The organism is Ruegeria sp. ABD4_443 (genome assembly GCF_056160865.1).
Genome location: NZ_JBSWYA010000005.1, coordinates 39,008 through 56,254, shown reverse-complemented (window position 1 = coordinate 56,254; position 17,247 = coordinate 39,008). Strand labels below are relative to the sequence as shown.

The 17,247-nt window shown below is 62.6% G+C and carries 17 protein-coding genes and 1 pseudogene; 15 read left to right on the top strand and 3 right to left on the bottom strand.

What is annotated here, in order from left to right:
* Positions 1–62: 62 nt before the first annotated feature.
* Genes ACXAG8_RS11330 through ACXAG8_RS11300 form a run of 7 tightly spaced genes read left to right on the top strand, consistent with a single transcriptional unit; the run spans position 63 to position 6,560 of the window.
* Positions 63–1,277, top strand: a complete 1,215-nt coding sequence (locus tag ACXAG8_RS11330; protein ID WP_475224354.1) for a glycosyltransferase family protein — start codon at positions 63–65, stop codon at positions 1,275–1,277.
* A complete protein-coding gene (locus tag ACXAG8_RS11325) occupies positions 1,274–2,521 on the top strand; it encodes a glycosyltransferase family 4 protein (RefSeq protein ID WP_475224352.1) in 1,248 nt (415 codons plus the stop codon). The genes ACXAG8_RS11330 and ACXAG8_RS11325 overlap by 4 nt, the downstream gene beginning before the upstream one ends.
* Positions 2,521–3,597: a glycosyltransferase family 4 protein gene (locus ACXAG8_RS11320; protein ID WP_475224350.1), complete on the top strand. Its 1,077-nt coding sequence runs from the start codon at positions 2,521–2,523 to the stop codon at positions 3,595–3,597. The genes ACXAG8_RS11325 and ACXAG8_RS11320 overlap by 1 nt, the downstream gene beginning before the upstream one ends.
* A complete protein-coding gene (locus tag ACXAG8_RS11315) occupies positions 3,594–4,178 on the top strand; it encodes a histidine phosphatase family protein (RefSeq protein WP_475224347.1) in 585 nt (194 codons plus the stop codon). The genes ACXAG8_RS11320 and ACXAG8_RS11315 overlap by 4 nt, the downstream gene beginning before the upstream one ends.
* Positions 4,175–5,317, top strand: a complete 1,143-nt coding sequence (locus ACXAG8_RS11310; RefSeq protein WP_475224345.1) for a glycosyltransferase family protein — start codon at positions 4,175–4,177, stop codon at positions 5,315–5,317. Before ACXAG8_RS11315 ends, ACXAG8_RS11310 begins: the two co-directional genes overlap by 4 nt.
* Positions 5,314–6,087: a polysaccharide deacetylase family protein gene (locus ACXAG8_RS11305; protein ID WP_475224340.1), complete on the top strand. Its 774-nt coding sequence runs from the start codon at positions 5,314–5,316 to the stop codon at positions 6,085–6,087. Before ACXAG8_RS11310 ends, ACXAG8_RS11305 begins: the two co-directional genes overlap by 4 nt.
* A complete protein-coding gene (locus ACXAG8_RS11300; protein ID WP_475224338.1) occupies positions 6,084–6,560 on the top strand; it encodes a class I SAM-dependent methyltransferase in 477 nt (158 codons plus the stop codon). The genes ACXAG8_RS11305 and ACXAG8_RS11300 overlap by 4 nt, the downstream gene beginning before the upstream one ends.
* Here the strand turns inward: ACXAG8_RS11300 and ACXAG8_RS11295 are convergent, their stop codons facing one another.
* Positions 6,561–7,703: an alpha-D-ribose 1-methylphosphonate 5-triphosphate diphosphatase gene (locus tag ACXAG8_RS11295; RefSeq protein WP_475224333.1), complete on the bottom strand. Its 1,143-nt coding sequence runs from the start codon at positions 7,701–7,703 to the stop codon at positions 6,561–6,563.
* 53 nt (positions 7,704–7,756) lie between these two features.
* Here ACXAG8_RS11295 and ACXAG8_RS11290 point away from each other — a divergent pair, with 53 nt between their 5' ends.
* Positions 7,757–8,440: a DUF1045 domain-containing protein gene (locus tag ACXAG8_RS11290; protein ID WP_475224331.1), complete on the top strand. Its 684-nt coding sequence runs from the start codon at positions 7,757–7,759 to the stop codon at positions 8,438–8,440.
* Here the strand turns inward: ACXAG8_RS11290 and ACXAG8_RS11285 are convergent.
* Positions 8,425–8,589 (bottom strand): annotated as a pseudogene (locus ACXAG8_RS11285) (alpha-D-ribose 1-methylphosphonate 5-phosphate C-P-lyase PhnJ); the annotation flags it as partial. The gene ACXAG8_RS11290 and the pseudogene ACXAG8_RS11285 sit on opposite strands and share 16 nt — an antisense overlap.
* Positions 8,590–9,272: 683 nt before the next feature.
* Between ACXAG8_RS11285 and rpe the strand changes: the two are divergent.
* The gene (gene rpe / locus ACXAG8_RS11280) at positions 9,273–9,956 is read left to right on the top strand and encodes a ribulose-phosphate 3-epimerase (protein WP_475224328.1); all 684 of its coding nucleotides are present in this window, start codon (positions 9,273–9,275) and stop codon (positions 9,954–9,956) included.
* A 20-nt stretch (positions 9,957–9,976) separates the two neighbouring features.
* Here the strand turns inward: rpe and ACXAG8_RS11275 are convergent, their stop codons facing one another.
* Positions 9,977–10,324: a PaaI family thioesterase gene (locus ACXAG8_RS11275; protein ID WP_475224326.1), complete on the bottom strand. Its 348-nt coding sequence runs from the start codon at positions 10,322–10,324 to the stop codon at positions 9,977–9,979.
* A gap of 439 nt (positions 10,325–10,763) precedes the next feature.
* Here ACXAG8_RS11275 and ACXAG8_RS11270 point away from each other — a divergent pair, with 439 nt between their 5' ends.
* The 6 genes from ACXAG8_RS11270 to paaA all read left to right on the top strand — a co-directional run bounded on the left by ACXAG8_RS11270 (position 10,764) and on the right by paaA (position 17,240).
* Positions 10,764–11,582 (top strand): cyclase family protein, encoded by an 819-nt coding sequence (locus tag ACXAG8_RS11270; RefSeq protein ID WP_475224323.1) that lies wholly within the window; start codon positions 10,764–10,766, stop codon positions 11,580–11,582.
* 2 nt (positions 11,583–11,584) lie between these two features.
* Positions 11,585–11,980, top strand: a complete 396-nt coding sequence (locus ACXAG8_RS11265) for a carboxymuconolactone decarboxylase family protein (protein ID WP_475224318.1) — start codon at positions 11,585–11,587, stop codon at positions 11,978–11,980.
* Between the two features lie 119 nt (positions 11,981–12,099).
* On the top strand, positions 12,100–13,065 hold the full coding sequence (locus ACXAG8_RS11260) for a GAF domain-containing protein (RefSeq protein WP_475224316.1): 966 nt from the start codon (positions 12,100–12,102) through the stop codon (positions 13,063–13,065).
* 122 nt (positions 13,066–13,187) lie between these two features.
* Complete coding sequence (gene adh / locus ACXAG8_RS11255; protein WP_475224313.1) at positions 13,188–14,708, top strand: aldehyde dehydrogenase; 1,521 nt, start codon at positions 13,188–13,190, stop codon at positions 14,706–14,708.
* Positions 14,709–15,044: 336 nt separating this feature from the next.
* Positions 15,045–16,247, top strand: a complete 1,203-nt coding sequence (pcaF, locus tag ACXAG8_RS11250) for a 3-oxoadipyl-CoA thiolase (protein WP_475224308.1) — start codon at positions 15,045–15,047, stop codon at positions 16,245–16,247.
* Between the two features lie 15 nt (positions 16,248–16,262).
* Entirely contained in the window at positions 16,263–17,240 is a 978-nt protein-coding gene (paaA, locus tag ACXAG8_RS11245) for a 1,2-phenylacetyl-CoA epoxidase subunit PaaA (RefSeq protein ID WP_475224304.1), read from the top strand.
* Positions 17,241–17,247 lie beyond the last annotated feature (7 nt).

Genomic DNA, 17,247 nt, shown 5'->3' with positions numbered 1-17,247 from the left:
AATATACGATAACTGTTGCAAACCCGCAGATTTGCACCGAAACCGAGATGACGGGCGACGGCATGAGCCTAGGCAAGACACAACAAGACGCTGCTCGCGCGCCGCGCATTCTGTTTTACAGCCACGATACGTTCGGGCTGGGCCATTTGCGCCGCTCGCGCGCGCTGGCCGGGGCCATCACCCAGGCTGATCCGCGCGCTTCGGCCCTGATCCTGACCGGCTCGCCTGTGGCTGGCCGGTTCACGTTTCCGCGCCGCGTCGACCATGTTCGTCTGCCAGGGGTGACAAAACGGGCCGATGGGTCCTATGCCGCGCGTACAATCGGGATGGGGATCGACGAGGTTACCGAGCTTCGGTCGGGGTTGATACAAACCGCCGTTCAGCAGTTCGAACCTGACATCCTGATCGTGGACAAGGAACCAACCGGGTTCCGCGGCGAATTGCTGCCGACATTGGAGTATCTGCAAAGCCACGGTCGCACCAAGCTGGTCCTTGGGTTGCGTGACGTCCTTGACGAACCCGAGGTCCTGGCGGCGGAGTGGGGCCGTAAGGATGCCGTTGCCGCGACCGAGCGGTTCTATGACGAGATCTGGGTTTACGGGCTGCGTTCGATCTATGACCCGACCGAAGGCCTGCCGCTTGCCCCGGCGGTCCAGTCGCGGATTCACTGGACCGGTTACCTGCGCCGCGATCTTGGCCCGGTCGATGAGCCGCCCCAGCAACCGTATATCCTGATCACGCCGGGCGGCGGTGGCGATGGCAAAGCCATGGTCAACCTGGTCCTGTCCGCCTATGAACAGGACCTCGACCTGTCGCCGCGGGCCGTTCTGGTTTACGGCCCGTTCCTGTCGGGCGAACAGCGCGATGAGTTCGAAACACGGGTGGCGGCCCTGAATGGCAGGGTCACAGCCGTCGGGTTCGAATCCCGCATCGAAACGCTGTTTGCGGGCGCGGCAGGTGTGGTTTGCATGGGCGGCTACAACACCTTCTGCGAAGTCCTGTCTTTTGATCAAAGGGCCGTCATCGTGCCGCGCACCACCCCGCGGCTGGAACAGTGGATCCGCGCCTCGCGTGCCGAGGGTCTGGGCCTGGTCAAAATGCTGGACGAAAACCGTGACGGGCTGACCCCGCAGGCGATGATCGGGGCAATCCGCGATCTGCCCAACCAACCGCTGCCGTCGCAGGCAATCGGCGCGGGCCTGCTGGATGGGCTGGATTATGTGACGACCCGCATCCAGGCGCTGTTGCGCAATGAACCGGAGCGGGCGACCGGATGACATCGGACGCGCCAAAACTGGCGGTGCTGGTCAAAGGCTGGCCGCGCCTGTCCGAGACATTTATCGCCCAGGAACTGGTTGCGCTGCAGGATGCAGGTCACCGGTTCGACATCTGGTCATTGCGGCATCCGACCGACGCCAAACGCCATCCGCTGCATGACCGGTTCAAGGGGCAGGTCCGGTACCTGCCCGAATACCTGTACCAGAAACCGGCGCGCGTCGCACGCGCACGCGATACCGCCCGTGACCTGCCGGGGTATGACCGGGCCTATCAAGTCTGGCGCGAAGACCTGCGCCGAGATCCGACGCGCAACCGCGTTCGGCGGTTTGGACAAGCGTGCGTTCTGGCGGCGGAACTGCCCGCGGCAACAGCCGGGCTTTATGCCCATTTCATGCACACGCCATCCTCGGTCGCGCGGTACGCCGCCATCATGCGCGGCCTGCCCTGGTCTTTTGCCGCCCATGCCAAGGATATCTGGACATCGCCTGACTGGGAAAAGCGCGAAAAGCTGCAGGCCGCGACCTATGGGGCCGCGTTTGGTGCAACCTGCACGGCCATTGGCGCCAGGCACCTGCGCGCGCTGGCAGATGACCCCGGACGCGTCGACCTGATCTATCACGGTCTGGACCTGAACCGGTTTCCGGCCCCACCCCAGCGGCCAGTCCGGGATGCGGATGGTCCGTTTCACATGTTGTCGGTTGGCCGTCTGGTCGAAAAGAAAGGGTTCGATCGCCTGATCGACGCCTTCGCCCTGCTTCCGCCAACGCTGAACTGGCACTGGACCCATGTTGGCGGCGGGACGCTTGACCTTGCCCTGCGCAGTCGCGCCTCTGCCGCAGGGCTGGCAGAACGGATAACATGGAAGGGCGCCTGCGATCAGCCCGAAGTCATTGCCGCAATGCGCGCCGCTGACCTGTTTGTCCTTCCCAGCCGCATAGCCGAGGACGGCGACCGTGATGGTCTGCCAAATGTCCTGATGGAAGCCGCATCACAACACCTGCCGATCCTGTCCACGCCGGTCTCGGCCATCCCCGAGTTCATCGTGCCCGGACAGCATGGAATGCTGTCCCAGGATGACCCGCAGGCGCTGGCGCAGGCGATCGTCAGGCTTGCGCGCAATCCGCAGGACACGGCCAGGATGGCCAGCGCAGCCTATGACCGCTTGCTGGCCGAGTTTCGCATGGACCCCGGCATCGCCCGTTTGTCGGCACGATTGACCAACCTGTGTGCGGACCCTTTGTAATGGCCCGCGTCGCCTTTTACGCTCCGATGAAATCCCCCGACAGCCCGACCCCGTCGGGTGACCGCGAAATGGCCCGGAACCTGCTGCGCGCCATCGCGGCCGAGGGCGACAAGGTCGAGCTGGTGTCGCATCTGCGCATCTATGACAAATATGGCGACGCGGCGGCCCAGGACAGGAAGCGCCAGGCAGCACAGGCCGAAGCCGACCGCCTGATGACGGAGATGCCGCACGACACCGCGATCTGGGTGACCTATCACAACTATTACAAGGCCCCCGACATGCTGGGCCCCGCGGTGTGCCGCGCACGCGGGATACCCTATGTGCAGCTTGAAAGCACCCGCGCCTCGCGCCGTCTGACCGGACCATGGAGCACCTTTGCGCAGGCCGCTCATGATGCCTGCGACATGGCCGATATCGTCTTTTACCACACGGCAAACGACCTGATCACGCTCAGGCGGGACAAGCCCGCGAAACAGGTCCTTGCCGAGCTGCCGCCCTTTCTGCCCCTGTCCAAGCTTCCCGCCGCCGCAACGTGCAATGGGCCGATGCTGGCCGTCGGGATGATGCGCGATGGGGACAAGCTGGCGTCTTACCAAATCCTTGCGGAAACCCTGGCGCACCTGACCGGCGACTGGCGGCTGGATATCGCTGGTGACGGCCCTGCCCGTAACGCGGTCCGGGAATTGATGGCCCCCTTTGCGCACCGTGTCCGGTTCCTTGGACAGTTGGACCGGACCGAATTACAGGCGGCCTATGGCAACGCGTCACTGTTCATCTGGCCGGGCGTGAACGAGGCCTATGGGATGGTCTATCTCGAAGCGCAGGCCCATGGTTTGCCGGTGGTTGCACAGGACCGGCCCGGCGTGCGCGATGTACTGACACCCGGCGATCATCCAAGCGTCGATGAGGGGCCGCGGGGCCTTGCGGCACGGGCGCAATCGCTGCTGGCAGACCCCGCCAAACGATTGGCCGAAGGCGCCCGCGCCCGCGTACATGTGGCTGCGCGCCACCTTATGCCATCTGCCACAAGCAGGTTCTGGGCCGCTGCCCGCCCCTTGGTGGAGGCGCGGACATGACACGTCTTGCACTGATGCGGCATGGGCACACGGGCTGGAACAGGGCCGGTCGTATTCAAGGCCGCAGCGACATACCGCTTGACCAACAGGCCCGGGCCGAGCTGTCGGGCTATGCGTTACCGCCCGCCTGGACGGATGCAGATCTCTGGTCCAGCCCGCTGCGACGGGCGGCCGAAACCGCGCGGCTTGTGGCCCTGCGCGACCCCAAGACCTCGGCTGCGCTGACAGAAATGAACTGGGGTGATTGGGAAGGGCTGCGTGGCCAGGACCTGATCCTGGACCCGAACAGCGGTTATCGTCACATCGAAGACTGGGGCTGGGATTACCGCCCGCCAAATGGCGAAACCCCGGCCCAGGTCTGGGCCCGACTTGAACCCTGGCTGGAAGGGCTGCAATCCGACGCCGTGGCCGTCTGCCATATCGGCATCATGCGCGTCATTCTTGCCAAGGCGACAGGGTGGGATTTTTCCGGCCCGGCCCCGTTCAGGATCAAGCGGAACCGCCTTTACGTGGTCGAGCTTGAAGCGATGCAGGCCCAGCCCGAACCCGTGCGCCTTCCCAGACGCGAGGTGTCCCAGTGAATGTGATGATCATCGTGACCCACCTGTTGGGGACCGGACATCTGAGCCGCGCGCTGACGCTGGGTCGTGCATTTGCGGGCCGGGGGCACAAGGTGCTGGTGGCGTCGGGTGGCATGCCCGCGCCTCAGCTGGATGCGACGGGGTTGTCTGTTCTGGGCCTGCCGCCCCTGCGGTCGGACGGAACCGATTTCACCCGGCTGCTTACGGAAACCGGTGAAACGGCCGATACCGCATATCTGAACGGGCGTGCCACGACGCTGGTCGATGCTGTGACCAGTTTTGCCCCGCATGTCGTGATAACCGAACTGTTCCCCTTTGGCCGTCGCAGCCTTGCGGAGGAGTTTCAAGCCGCCCTGGACGCCGCGCGCGCGCTGCCGACGCGCCCCGTTATTCTGAGTTCGGTACGCGACATCCTGGCGCCACCGTCCAAACCAGCCAAGGCGGAGCGCGCCGAGCAGATCATCAACCGCTATTACGACGGCGTTCTGGTCCACTCTGACCCGCAGGTAACCCGGCTTGAGGCCAGTTGGCCGGTATCGGACCGGCTTGCAGGTCGATTGCACTATACCGGGTTTGTTGCGCCTGCGGCCCCAACGCCCCATCCCCAAGGGATCGGCACGGGCGAGATCCTTGTCAGCGCCGGTGGCGGTTCGGTCGGGCAGCCGATCTTTCGTGCCGCCATCGAAGCGGCCCGCAACATGTCAGACAGGCCCTGGCGCCTGTTGGTTGGTGGCCGCGACGCGGCAGAGCGTATTGCCCAGCTTGCACAGATGGCGCAGGGCGCTCCGGTCACGCTCGAGCCTGTGCGCCCCGATTTTCGGCAGATGCTGCCGCTTGCCGCGGCCTCGGTCAGCATGTGCGGCTACAACACCGCAATGGACCTGCTGCAATCCGGCACCCCTGCGGTGTTGATCCCGTTCGACGACGGGAAAGAGGTCGAACAGGGCCTGCGGGCCGAAAGCCTGGCGCGGCTGCCGGCGATTGATGTCCTGAGCAGTGAAAACCTGTCTGGCGCGGCGCTGCATGACAGCTTGAACCGCGTGATTTCAATTGGCCGCCGGGCACCGCAAATTGGCGGGTTTGACGGCGCGCAGAAATCGGTGACCATCGCCGAAGACCTGCTGAGGCGCTCAAGATGACCCCGAACTGGCAACCGTTGCACCAGGAATTCGCATACTGGAGGACCTCTGGCCTGACGCTTCCGGTCTGGTGGCGCGACGATGACGCGATTACCGTGACCCCTCAGCTGGACCAGCTTGTCGACCTGTCCGAACGGATTGGCCTGCCCGTACACCTTGCCGTCATCCCCCGCGACGCCGATGCCAAACTGGCAGAGCGCGTCCTGAACACGCCCGCCCTGATCCCGGTCGTTCATGGCTGGGCCCACCAGAACCATGCCCCGCAAGGTGAAAAAAAGGCCGAGTTCCGCGCCCATCGCCCCGTCAGCGCCTGTATCACAGACGCCGCGGCCGGGCTGTCGCGCCTGAAGGGCATGTTCGGCCAGCGGCTGGTTCCCATGTTCGTACCGCCCTGGAACCGCATTGCCCCCGACGTGTCCAACCGTCTGGCGGATGTCGGATATACCATTCTGTCAACCGCAACACCGCGCGCATCGCGTGAACCGGTCCCCGGTCTGGAACAGATCAATACCCATCTCGATCCGATAGACTGGCGCGGCACTCGCGGGGTCATCGACCCCGACCTGCTGGTCACCAGAACCGCCGGGCTGTTGAAAGACCGCCGCGAAGGCCGCGCGGACAATGCCGAACCGTTTGGCATACTGACCCACCACCTTGTCCATGACCCCGATATCTGGTCCTTTACCAGCGCCCTGCTGAACACGCTTTTGGACGGTCCGGGATATGCCTGGGAAGGACCGGACCCCAAACCCACAAGGAGCCCCCGATGAGCCGACTGGATTCCATGCTGCGCCGCCTGACCGCGCAACGCGACGGACTGAACTGGGCCGCTGAACAGATCAGCGAACTTGGTGGCGACGTGCTGGACATGGGGCTGGGGAATGGCCGGACCTATGACCATTTGCGTGAAATCCTGCCGGATCGTCGCATTTGGGTCATGGACCGGGTTCTGCAATGCCACCCCGACAGCACGCCTCCGGCCCAGGATTTCCTGCAGGGCGAAGCGGAACCGATGTTAGAGAAACTGGCGCAATCGGGCCAGAAAATCGCAATGGCACATTACGATTTTGGCCGCGGGATCAAGCATGAGGACGTCGCAGAGGCCGCCCGCCTCAGCCCATTGATTGCACGGGTCATGTTGCCCGGCGGGCTGTTGATTTCCGGCCAGCCGCTGGTCGGGTTCCAACAGGTACAAGGCCCCGAAACCATCGCCCCCGACCGTTACCTGTTTTATCGCAGCTGATCAGGCAACCCGCTGCCCGCGGGACCAGACGCCGTTCAACGCAGGCACCCCCGCCTGCAGGCGGAAACGGATCAAATCGGCCCGCAACCCAGCGCGCAACGCGCCGCGATCTGCAAGCCCAGTCGCCTGCGCGGGGGTTTGCGTCACGGTCCTGAGGCCCTGCGCCATGTTTCCCCACATCTGCCCAAGCATCGTGGCCGACAACAGCAGGGACGACGGCACATAATCCGACGACAAGATGTCCAGATACCCAAGCTCGGCCAGTTCTTGCGCCGCGACATTTCCAGAATGGGATCCGCCCCGAATGATGTTAGGCGCGCCCATCATCACCTTGATGCCGTTCTCGTGACAGGCCCTGGCGGCCTCGATGGTGGTGGGGAATTCGGCCAGGCGAATGCCGTGGTCGGCCGAAACCCTGACCTGTGCGGCCGTGGTATCATCATGGCTGGCCAAAACAGCGCCAAACCGGCGCGCCGCCTTGACGGCTTCGGCCTCGTGAATATCTCCGTGGCGATCGCGAAGCCCCTTCAGTTGCGCGACATGCTGCATGAACATGTCGTCATCCATGGCATGCTTGCCCTTTACATAGGCCTCGAACTTGGAAAAGTCGCGGAACTGCCTTTGACCCGGCGTATGATCCATGATCGACACCAGCCCGACGCGGTCCTCGGGGCCAAATTCACCCAGCTCATCCGTCAACGTTTCCGAACAGACCTCGGCCCGCAGGTGCAGGAAATGGCTGATCTTCAATGCGTCCTGCGCGCGCAATTGCCAAAGCTCCCGTGACAGGCCGCGCGCATATTTACCATAACGGCCCGCCCCCGAAGGGATCGAGCCGACACGCATCGCGTCGAACACCGTTGTTATCCCGGTACTGGCCAGTTCGGCATCATGGGCCAGGATTGCGGCCGCATGGGGCCAATCCACCCTGGGGCGCGGCTGAATATGTCGTTCAAGATTGTCGGTATGCAACTCGACCAGTCCGGGGCATACGAAATCGCCCGCGCAATCGATGGCACCAGCCGGAACCGACGCCCCGGTGTCCATGTCGGAAATCCGCCCGGCACGAACGCGCAGACTGCCCGTTACGGTTTCATCGGGCAGAACCAGCAAGGCATTGGCAAGGATCAAGTCTTCTGTCATCTGGGTTTCACACGGGTAGAGCTTCGGAAAAGGCCACGCAGCAGGAGGCCAATGTGACGTTCATACGATACGCAGTCTATTATGTCCCTCCGGCGGGCGAGGAATGGGCGGATTTTGCCACAAACTGGCTGGGTTGGAACCCCGAGACCGGCACGCGCGTCACGCATCCGGTTGTCAATGGCATTGACCTGGCCGCAGTAACCGAGGTTCCGCGCAAATATGGGCTTCATGCGACGATGAAGCCTCCCTTTCACCTGCACGAAGATCAAAGTTTCGACGCCTTGTGCCAGGCCTGCGCACAGCTTGCATCGACCCAAGCTCCGGTCACGCTGGACGGCTTGGACATTGCCCGCCTGGGCCGGTTTCTGGCCCTGCGCCCTGTGGGCTGCGAACATGACTTGAACCGGCTGGCTGCGGCCTGCGTGCAGGAACTCGACCGCTTTCGCGCGCCCGCCCCTGATGCCGAACTGACCCGCCGCCGCGCCGCCAGGCTGACGCCCGAACAGGACGCGAACCTTGTGCAATGGGGGTACCCCTATGTTCTTGGCGCCTTTCGGTTTCACCTTACGCTGACTGGCAAGCTGGACAAAGCCACGCTTGATGCGACGCAGTCTGAACTGGGTCGGACGCTCGCACCGCTTTTGCCCGCGCCGTATCGCATTGCCGAGCTGGCCTTGATGGGCGAGGCCCAGAACGGGCATTTTCACCTGATCCATCGCTACGCGCTGTCCGGCTGAACGCCGCTGGTTCCCCACCCATAGGGCATGGGCATCTCGCGACTGACAAAGGGCACCTGATATCCCGGCACGGCCAGCCCTTTCAGGATGGCCCGGCGGATCATCCGCTTGGTTTGTTCGTCCAAATATGCGAAGCTATACGCATTCAATTTTTGTATCACTTTGTTATCTGGTGCTTTTTATGGACGTATTGGCAATTTGCTCGTTCTTTTTGATTATTACAGTCTATTTTCTTTGGCATATGCGCCATTCCCGGCTGCGCCGCCGCGCGATTCGAGAGGACAGAACCGGTCAGTGGCATGCGGTCGGACCGGCTGACGCGCCGCCCGAACGTGCTGAAACCCCGGTGACCTGGCCCCGTATCGACGCGGCATGCGCGGAAAACCGCGGATAGCGGCATTATTCTGCGGCCCCCCTCGATGTAGTCAGAACCTGGGCTTTGCGCCGCAGCTGGCGGATCGGGGGCTGATCCATGCCCGGCGTAAAACAAGGGTATTTGTTGCGGCCAGTTCACCCGATTATCCGATCGGGAAACGGGTCCGGTACCACCGAAACATCTCAGCCAACGGCAAGGGTCCGGGCAAGACCGTCCTGGCGCTGTCGACGCGGGCCGAGGCCCGGGCCCCGGGGGGCTGGCGGTCGGCATCAATGTCGATCCTTCGGGCCAGCCCATTGAATATGGAAAGACCGAATTCGCGGACGAAAGCGTCACGCTCACGCAGGGTGATGGCTGGGCCTGACACGGTGATCCCGCACTTGGCGGACAGGCTCTACACTTTGCTGATCCTGCCGGTTATATGCAGGTCGACACCTACCCTGACACGAGGCCGCCATGAGCTTTGACCGCACCATCAAGATCGCCCCGTCGATCCTTTCCGCCGATTTCGCCAATTTCGGGCAAGAGATCCAGGCCATCGAAACGCAGGGCGCCGATTGGGTCCATGTTGACGTGATGGACGGGCATTTCGTGCCCAATCTCACCTTCGGGCCGCCGGCGGTCAAAGCGTTCCGCCCGCATGTCAAAACCGTGATGGACGTCCACCTGATGATTGCCCCGGTCGATCCGTATATCCAGGCCTATGCCGATGCCGGCGCGGATATCCTGACCGCACATATCGAGGCCGGCCCGCATACGCATCGTACCTTGCAAGCCATCCGGGCCGCGGGCATGAAAGCGGGCGTCGCGCTCAACCCCGGCACGCCGGCCGATGCGGTCGAGCATCTTCTTGATCTGGCCGATCTGGTCTGCGTGATGACGGTCAACCCCGGGTTCGGCGGTCAGAAATTCATCGACATGACGGGCAAGGTCCGCCGACTGCGGCAAATGATCGGTGACCGGCCCGTTCATATTGAGATCGACGGCGGTGTCGATCCGGTGACGGCCCCGTTGGTTGCCGCTGCCGGGGCGGATGTCCTTGTGGCAGGATCGGCGGTATTCAAAGGCGGCTCGGTTTCAAACCCCGAGGTCTATGGCCAGAATATCCGGACCATCCGCGCCGCCGCCGAAAGCGTCTGAAGATCGACAGGCGGCGTCCGTCACCTGTCGGTGCGCCGCTTGAACACCCCTGCGGCCGTTGCAAGCAATGCACCGTCTTCGGCCCGCAACTCTCCGGACACATAGGCCAGGTTTCGCCCACCGCCGGTATAGCGCCCGGTCGCCGTGACCCGCCCGCCCGAGGCACCCGCCACATAGCTGATATTCAGTGACAGCGTCAGAACCGGTGGATGCGCCGCGCGGTCAAACCAGGCCGAGGCCGTATTGCCGCAAGCGACATCCAGAAGTGTGGCGATCATCCCGCCGTGCAGAATGCCCTGGCTGTTCAAATGCCCATCCCCAATCGTCAGCCCGGCGCGCGCGCACCCGTCCGGATCAGAAATATCCACATCGAACCCAACGGCGGCCTGACAGCCCGACCGCCTAACCCTGGGGTCGTTTTTGTCATTTTGGGTCAAATGCAATGAACCGCTCCTGGAGAACCCCCGCGTTACCGGCCCAGTGATCGGCCGGTACCGCGATGTCGCCAACCTGTTCAAATTCTACCATCTGCGTCATCGATCCACCTTTTGCACCAGGCCTGGGCGCCCAATTTCGTCCGGCATTGCGGGACTGGCGATTTCGAAACAGTGCCTTTCCACATGATCGCGGGCAACCCATTTTTTGTGCAGTTCACGACTTGTAGATCAAGAAATTCATCTGTCAGTTTGATACTAAGAACTTGGGCGCTATGCTTTGATTGCACCGGGCTGAAACGCCTCAGGCCGGGGGCCGCGACCCATTTTGAACCAAGGTCGCGCCAGGTTTCAAAAAGCAGGGAGTACCAAGATGTGTGATGTTTGCGTAATGAACGCCGTCAAGGACCGCATGTTATCGCGGCGTTCGTTCTTCAAGGGCGGGGCCGCAATGGCCGCCGGATCGGCGCTGAGCGTCGCGGCCACGCCACCCGCACTGGCCGCAGGTGTCGGCGAGGTCGTGGATATGAGCCATGTCTACGACGCCGCGTTCCCGACCTATTTCGGCGAACCCGGGATCGAAGCCAATCAGGCCTTCAATTTCAAAGAGCACGGGTTCAACCTGTTCAACCTGGCCGTCAACGAACATACCGGCACCCATGTGGATGCGCCCCTGCATTTCTCGGCAGATGGCCAGTCGGTCGATGAAATCCCGGTTTCCAACCTGGTGTGCCCGCTTTGCGTCATCGACATTGCCGCACGCGCGGCTGATGACCCCGACACACAGGTCACCCCTGACGATCTTAAGGCGTGGATTGACGCACATGGGCCGATCCCGGATGGCGCTTGCGTGGCGATGCATTCGGGCTGGGGGGGCAAGACAGGCTCGGACGGGTTCCGCAATGCCGATGGCGAAGGCAAGATGCATTTCCCCGGTTTCCACGTCGAAGCCGCGCAGATGCTGATCGATGAAACCGGCGCCGTGGCAATCGGGGTGGATTCCCTGTCGCTGGATCATGGGCCATCTGCCGATTTCGCCACCCATTATGCCTGGCTGCCGACGAACAGGTACGGGATCGAGAATCTTGCCAATCTCGACAAGGTCCCGGCCACGGGCGCGACACTGGTTGTCGGCGCCCCGAACCACCGCGGAGGGTCCGGCGGGCCGGCGCGCATTTTCGCGCTGGTCTGATCATGGCAACGGTTCAATTGTTGAAAGACACAGAGGTCAGCGCAGAAGCGCTGGCCGTTTTCAACGAGATCCGGGCCGCGCGCGGCACGGATGTCATCAACAATTTCTGGCGCGCCCTTGCCCATGATCCCGCCTTGTTGCGCGCGACCTGGGACAGGCTCGCTGCGGTCATGTCCGACGGGGCCCTGAACCCGCTGGTCAAAGAGCTGATCTATGTCGCGGTGTCCGCCGCCAACAGTTGCGAATACTGCGTGCATTCGCACACTGCTGCCGCACGCGCCAAGGGCATGACCGACGAAATGTACGGCGAATTGCTGGCCGTTGTTGGGATGGCCAGCCAGACCAACGCCCTGGCAACCGCGCTTCAGGTGCCAGTGGATGAACAGTTCCTGAGCTGACCCAATTTGCGGCGGGCTGGCTCTTGCCCAAGACGGCCCGCCGCGATCATTTGTCGACTTTTGTCTTCCTGCCCTGACGTTTCACACTGGTGTATGATGTCACGAGGAGGACCAGCGCTGTGACTGATATTTCTCAACATGCCGACCACGTAATGGAAACGGCCACCCATCCCGGCGCAGCCGCGCGGTCCCGGCTGGCTGCGTCCTGGCGCAGGTCGCTTGAACACCATGGGCTGGACCCCGGCCAGCATCGCGAGGTCCACAGGATAAGCAGCCGCGACCTGGCGGTTCGCAAGGATCAGGCGCACACGATGATGCAAGTCGCTCGGCCCAAGCTGGACGCCTTGTTTCAGTTGGTCGGAAACTCGGGTTGCGGCGTCCTGCTGACCGATGCGGACGGGGTCATTCTGGACATTCGGACCAACCAGGGGGATCAAAGCGCCTTTGAATCGTGGGGCCTTGGCATCGGGTCCGACTGGTCCGAATCTTCGGAAGGCACCAACGGGATCGGCACCTGCATTGCCGAAGGGCGGCGGGTCGTCATTCACCGGACTGAACATTTCCGCGCCCGCAACACCGGCATGAGCTGTATGGATGCGCCAATTTTCGGGCCCGAGGGGCAGTTGATCGGCGCGCTCGACGTCTCATCGGCGCGGGCCGACCAGACCGAAGCGTTCAACCAGTTGATTGTTGCAATGGTGGCCCAGACCGCGCGGCAGATCGAGGCCGACAATTTCCGCACGGCTTTTTCCGGTGCTCGCTTCATTGTTGCCAATACCGATGATTCCGAGGCCAACGTTTTGCTGGCCGTCGATCAGGACGACATCATCCTCGGGGCGACGCGTGGCGCGCGCAAGGCGTTTCGCCTGAACGCATCCGGCCCGGTCCCGGCCATTCCTGCCTCGGACCTGTTCGGGCGCGAAGACGGGCCGACGGGGTTTGAAAAGGCTGAACGGGCCGCAGTAAACCGAGCCCTGGCCCGCGCTGACGGCAATGTGTCCGGCGCGGCACGGACGCTTGGTATTGGCCGGGCGACCTTGTACCGCCGCATGAAACGGCTGGGCATTGGCAAGGAACTGTCCTGACTTGTCTCAGTCCTGAGACAGGTCAGGACCACGCGTTGCCCGGCCCGGGCTGACGCGCCGCATGTTTTCGAACAGGGTCCCTGTATCTCCGGTGGAGGACCGGACAAGTTGGAGGACACCTGATGAATGAAATGACACAAGTGGTCGGTGAATACACCTCGCCGTTCAAATCCCGTTATGACAACTTTATCGGCGGCAAATTCGTCGCACCGGTCAAGGGGCAGTATTTCGACAACATCACCCCGATCACCGGCGCCAAGGTCTGCGAGGTCGCCCGCTCGACCGCCGAGGATGTGGAACTGGCGCTGGATGCAGCCCACGCCGCCAAGGATGCCTGGGGCAGAACATCCGCCGCCGAGCGGTCCAACATCCTGCTGAAGATCGCCGACCGGATCGAAGAAAACCTGGACCTGATCGCCACGGCCGAGACCTGGGACAATGGCAAGCCGATCCGCGAGACCACGGCGGCGGATATCCCGCTTTCGGTTGACCATTTCCGCTATTTCGCGGGGGTCCTGCGGTCGCAGGAAGGCAGCATGTCCGAGATCGACCACGACACCGTGGCCTATCACTTTCACGAACCGCTGGGCGTGGTCGGGCAGATCATCCCGTGGAACTTTTCGGTTCTGATGGCCGCCTGGAAACTGGCTCCGGCACTGGCCGCAGGCAACTGCATCGTTCTGAAACCCGCCGAACAGACACCGGCGGCCATCATGGTCCTGATCGAAGTAATCGCCGACATTCTGCCGGACGGTGTTCTGAACATCGTCAACGGCATGGGCCCCGATGTGGGCGGCCCGCTGGCCGAGAGCGACCGCATCGCCAAGATTGCCTTTACCGGTTCGACCGAAACCGGCCGTATCATCATGAAAGCCGCGACCAAGAACCTGATTCCGGTCACGCTGGAACTGGGCGGCAAGTCCCCCAACATCTTCTTTTCCGATGTCATGGCGCAAGACGACGCCTTTCTGGACAAGGCCGTCGAAGGGTTTGTTCTGTTCGCGTTCAACCAGGGCGAGGTCTGCACCTGCCCAAGCCGCGCATTGATCCAGGAAGACATCTATGAAGAGTTCATCGCCCGCTGCATCGACCGCGTGAAGGCAATCCAACAGGGTGACCCCCGCGAAATGTCGACCATGGTCGGCGCGCAGGCCAGCCGCGAACAGCAAGACAAGATCATGTCCTACCTGACAATCGGTGTCGAAGAAGGTGCCGAGGTTCTGGTGGGTGGCGACGCCGCGCGGTTCAACGGTGACATCGCCAACGGCTTTTACATCCAGCCGACCATCCTGAAAGGCCACAACAAGATGCGGGTCTTCCAGGAAGAGATCTTTGGCCCCGTCGTATCGGTCACGACCTTCAAGGACGAGGCCGAAGCGCTGGCGATTGCCAATGACACCATGTACGGCCTGGGTGCCGGTGTCTGGACCCGCGACGGCACGCGCGCCTATCGCTTTGGCCGCGAGATCGAGGCCGGGCGCGTATGGGTCAACAACTATCACGCCTACCCGGCGCATGCGGCCTTTGGCGGCTACAAGCAGTCGGGGATCGGGCGCGAGAACCACAAGATGATGCTGGATCACTATCAGCAGACCAAGAACATGCTGGTCAGCTATAACCCCAACAAGCTGGGCTTTTTCTGAAAACGTCCCTCCGGGCGATTTCCAAACGCAGTCCCAAGACGATGCCGGCCGATTCAATCGGCCGGCATCAATTTGTTTGCAGGCATTGGAAATACACGCTGGGTTGTCGGGTCTGTCGCCACGTCCTGACCGACGCGAACCAGCCATGGTCAAATTCGATTATTCACGTCCCGGACAGCGCACCGGAACATCCCATTATGATCAAATCATATGTTACCGAATTTCTTAAATATGGATAATCGTGTTACATTTATCTTGCCGCGAATCGCGGCGGCGCCTATTACCCGACCAACCGGTCACCTAATCACATCGACCCACGGCACAAGGTTCTGACGCATGGACGCATTCATCTGCGACGCACAGCGCACCCCGATCGGGCGGTATGGCGGGGCTCTCAGCCAGGTGCGCACCGACGATCTGGCTGCGATCCCGATTGCCGCCCTGAAAGCGCGGAACCCGCAGGTGGATTGGGCCTGCCTTGATGACGTCATCCTGGGCGACGCCAACCAAGCGGGGGAAAGCAATCGTAACGTCGCCCGCATGGCGGCCCTGCTGGCCGGGCTGCCAATCGAGGTCCCCGGAACCACGATCAACCGTCTTTGCGCCAGTGGCATGGACGCCGTCGGCATGGCCGCGCGCGGCATCAAGGCCGGTGACTACGACCTGGCCATCGCAGGTGGGGTCGAAAGCATGTCCCGCGCGCCTTTCGTCATGCCAAAGGCCGCCACGGCATTTACCCGCAGCAATGCTGTCTATGACACGACCATTGGCTGGCGGTTCGTGAACCCCAGGATGGAACGCGCACATGGCATCGACTCGATGCCGCAAACCGCAGACAACGTGGCCGAAGACTATGGTATCAGCCGCACCGACCAGGACGCATTCGCGGCGCGCAGTCAGGCCCGCTGGGCCGCAGCGCACGAGGCTGGCCTGTTTCGCGAAGAAATAACCCCGGTCACGATCCCCCAGCGCAAGGGCGATCCGGTGGTCGTCGAAACAGACGAACACCCGCGCCCCGGAACAACGGCCGAGAAACTGTCGCGCCTTGCAGGCGTCAACGGGCCGGACAAGACGGTTACCGCGGGCAATGCCTCGGGCGTCAATGACGGGGCGGCGGCGATCCTGATGGCAAACGAATCCGCAGCCAGGACACATGGCCTGACCCCGATGGCCCGCGTCGTTGGCATGTCGGTTGCCGGTGTCGCCCCCCGCGTCATGGGGATTGGCCCGGTGCCCGCCACCCGCAAGGTGCTGGCGCGGGCCGGGCTGCGCCTGGACCAGATGGACGTGATAGAACTGAACGAGGCTTTTGCCGCCCAGGGCCTTGCCACGTTGCGTGAACTGGGCCTGCCTGACGACGCACCCCATGTGAACCCCAATGGCGGCGCCATCGCCCTGGGGCACCCGTTGGGCATGTCCGGGGCGCGCCTGGTTCTGACGGCGGCCTATCACTTGCGCCGTAGCGGCGGTCGTTATGCGCTGTGCACCATGTGCGTGGGCGTCGGCCAGGGCGCGGCCCTTGTTCTTGAACGCGTATAGGGAAGGAAACAGACCATGTATGCTCAGATGGTGAAATCCGAGGCATCGAACGACGACCCTGACCAGCTTGCTGAGTTCCAGGAACGGATTGATGCAGGCATCAAGATCGAACCCAAGGACTGGATGCCCACCGAGTACCGCAAGACCCTGATCCGCCAGATCGGTCAGCACGCGCATTCCGAGATCGTCGGCCAATTGCCCGAAGGCAACTGGATCACCCGCGCGCCTACGCTGGAACGCAAGGCGATCCTGCTGGCCAAGGTGCAGGACGAGGCCGGGCACGGGCTTTACCTGTACTGCGCGGCCGAAACGCTGGGGGTCAGCCGGGATGAGTTGACCGAGATGTTGCTGGACGGGCGTATGAAATACAGCTCGATCTTCAATTATCCCACGCTGAACTGGGCCGATATCGGCGCCGTGGGCTGGTTGGTCGACGGGGCCGCCATCATGAACCAGGTTCCGCTGCAGCGGACGTCCTTCGGACCCTATGCACGCGCCATGATCCGTATCTGCAAGGAAGAAAGCTTTCACCAGCGGCAAGGATATGACGCAATCCGAAAAATGGCCGAAGGCACGCCAGAGCAACGCAGAATGGCGCAGGATGCATTGAACCGCCTGTGGTATCCGTCGCTGATGATGTTTGGCCCGTCGGACAAGGACAGTGTGCATTCAGCGCAATCCATGGCGTGGAAGATCAAGATCAACACCAATGACGAACTGCGACAGAAATTCGTCGATCAGACCGTGCCGCAGGCCGAATTTCTGGGCCTGACCATCCCCGACCCGGATCTGAAATGGAACGAAGAGCGGGGGCATTACGACTATACCGACCCCGACTGGTCCGAATTTTTTGATGTCATCAAGGGCAATGGCCCCTGCAACGTTGACCGCCTGGCTGCGCGCAACAAGGCGTGGGATGACGGCAAATGGGTGCGCGACGGGCTGCTGGCCCATGCCCGCAAGAAACGCGGCGCAAAAGTCGCCGCCGAATAGGCCCGCA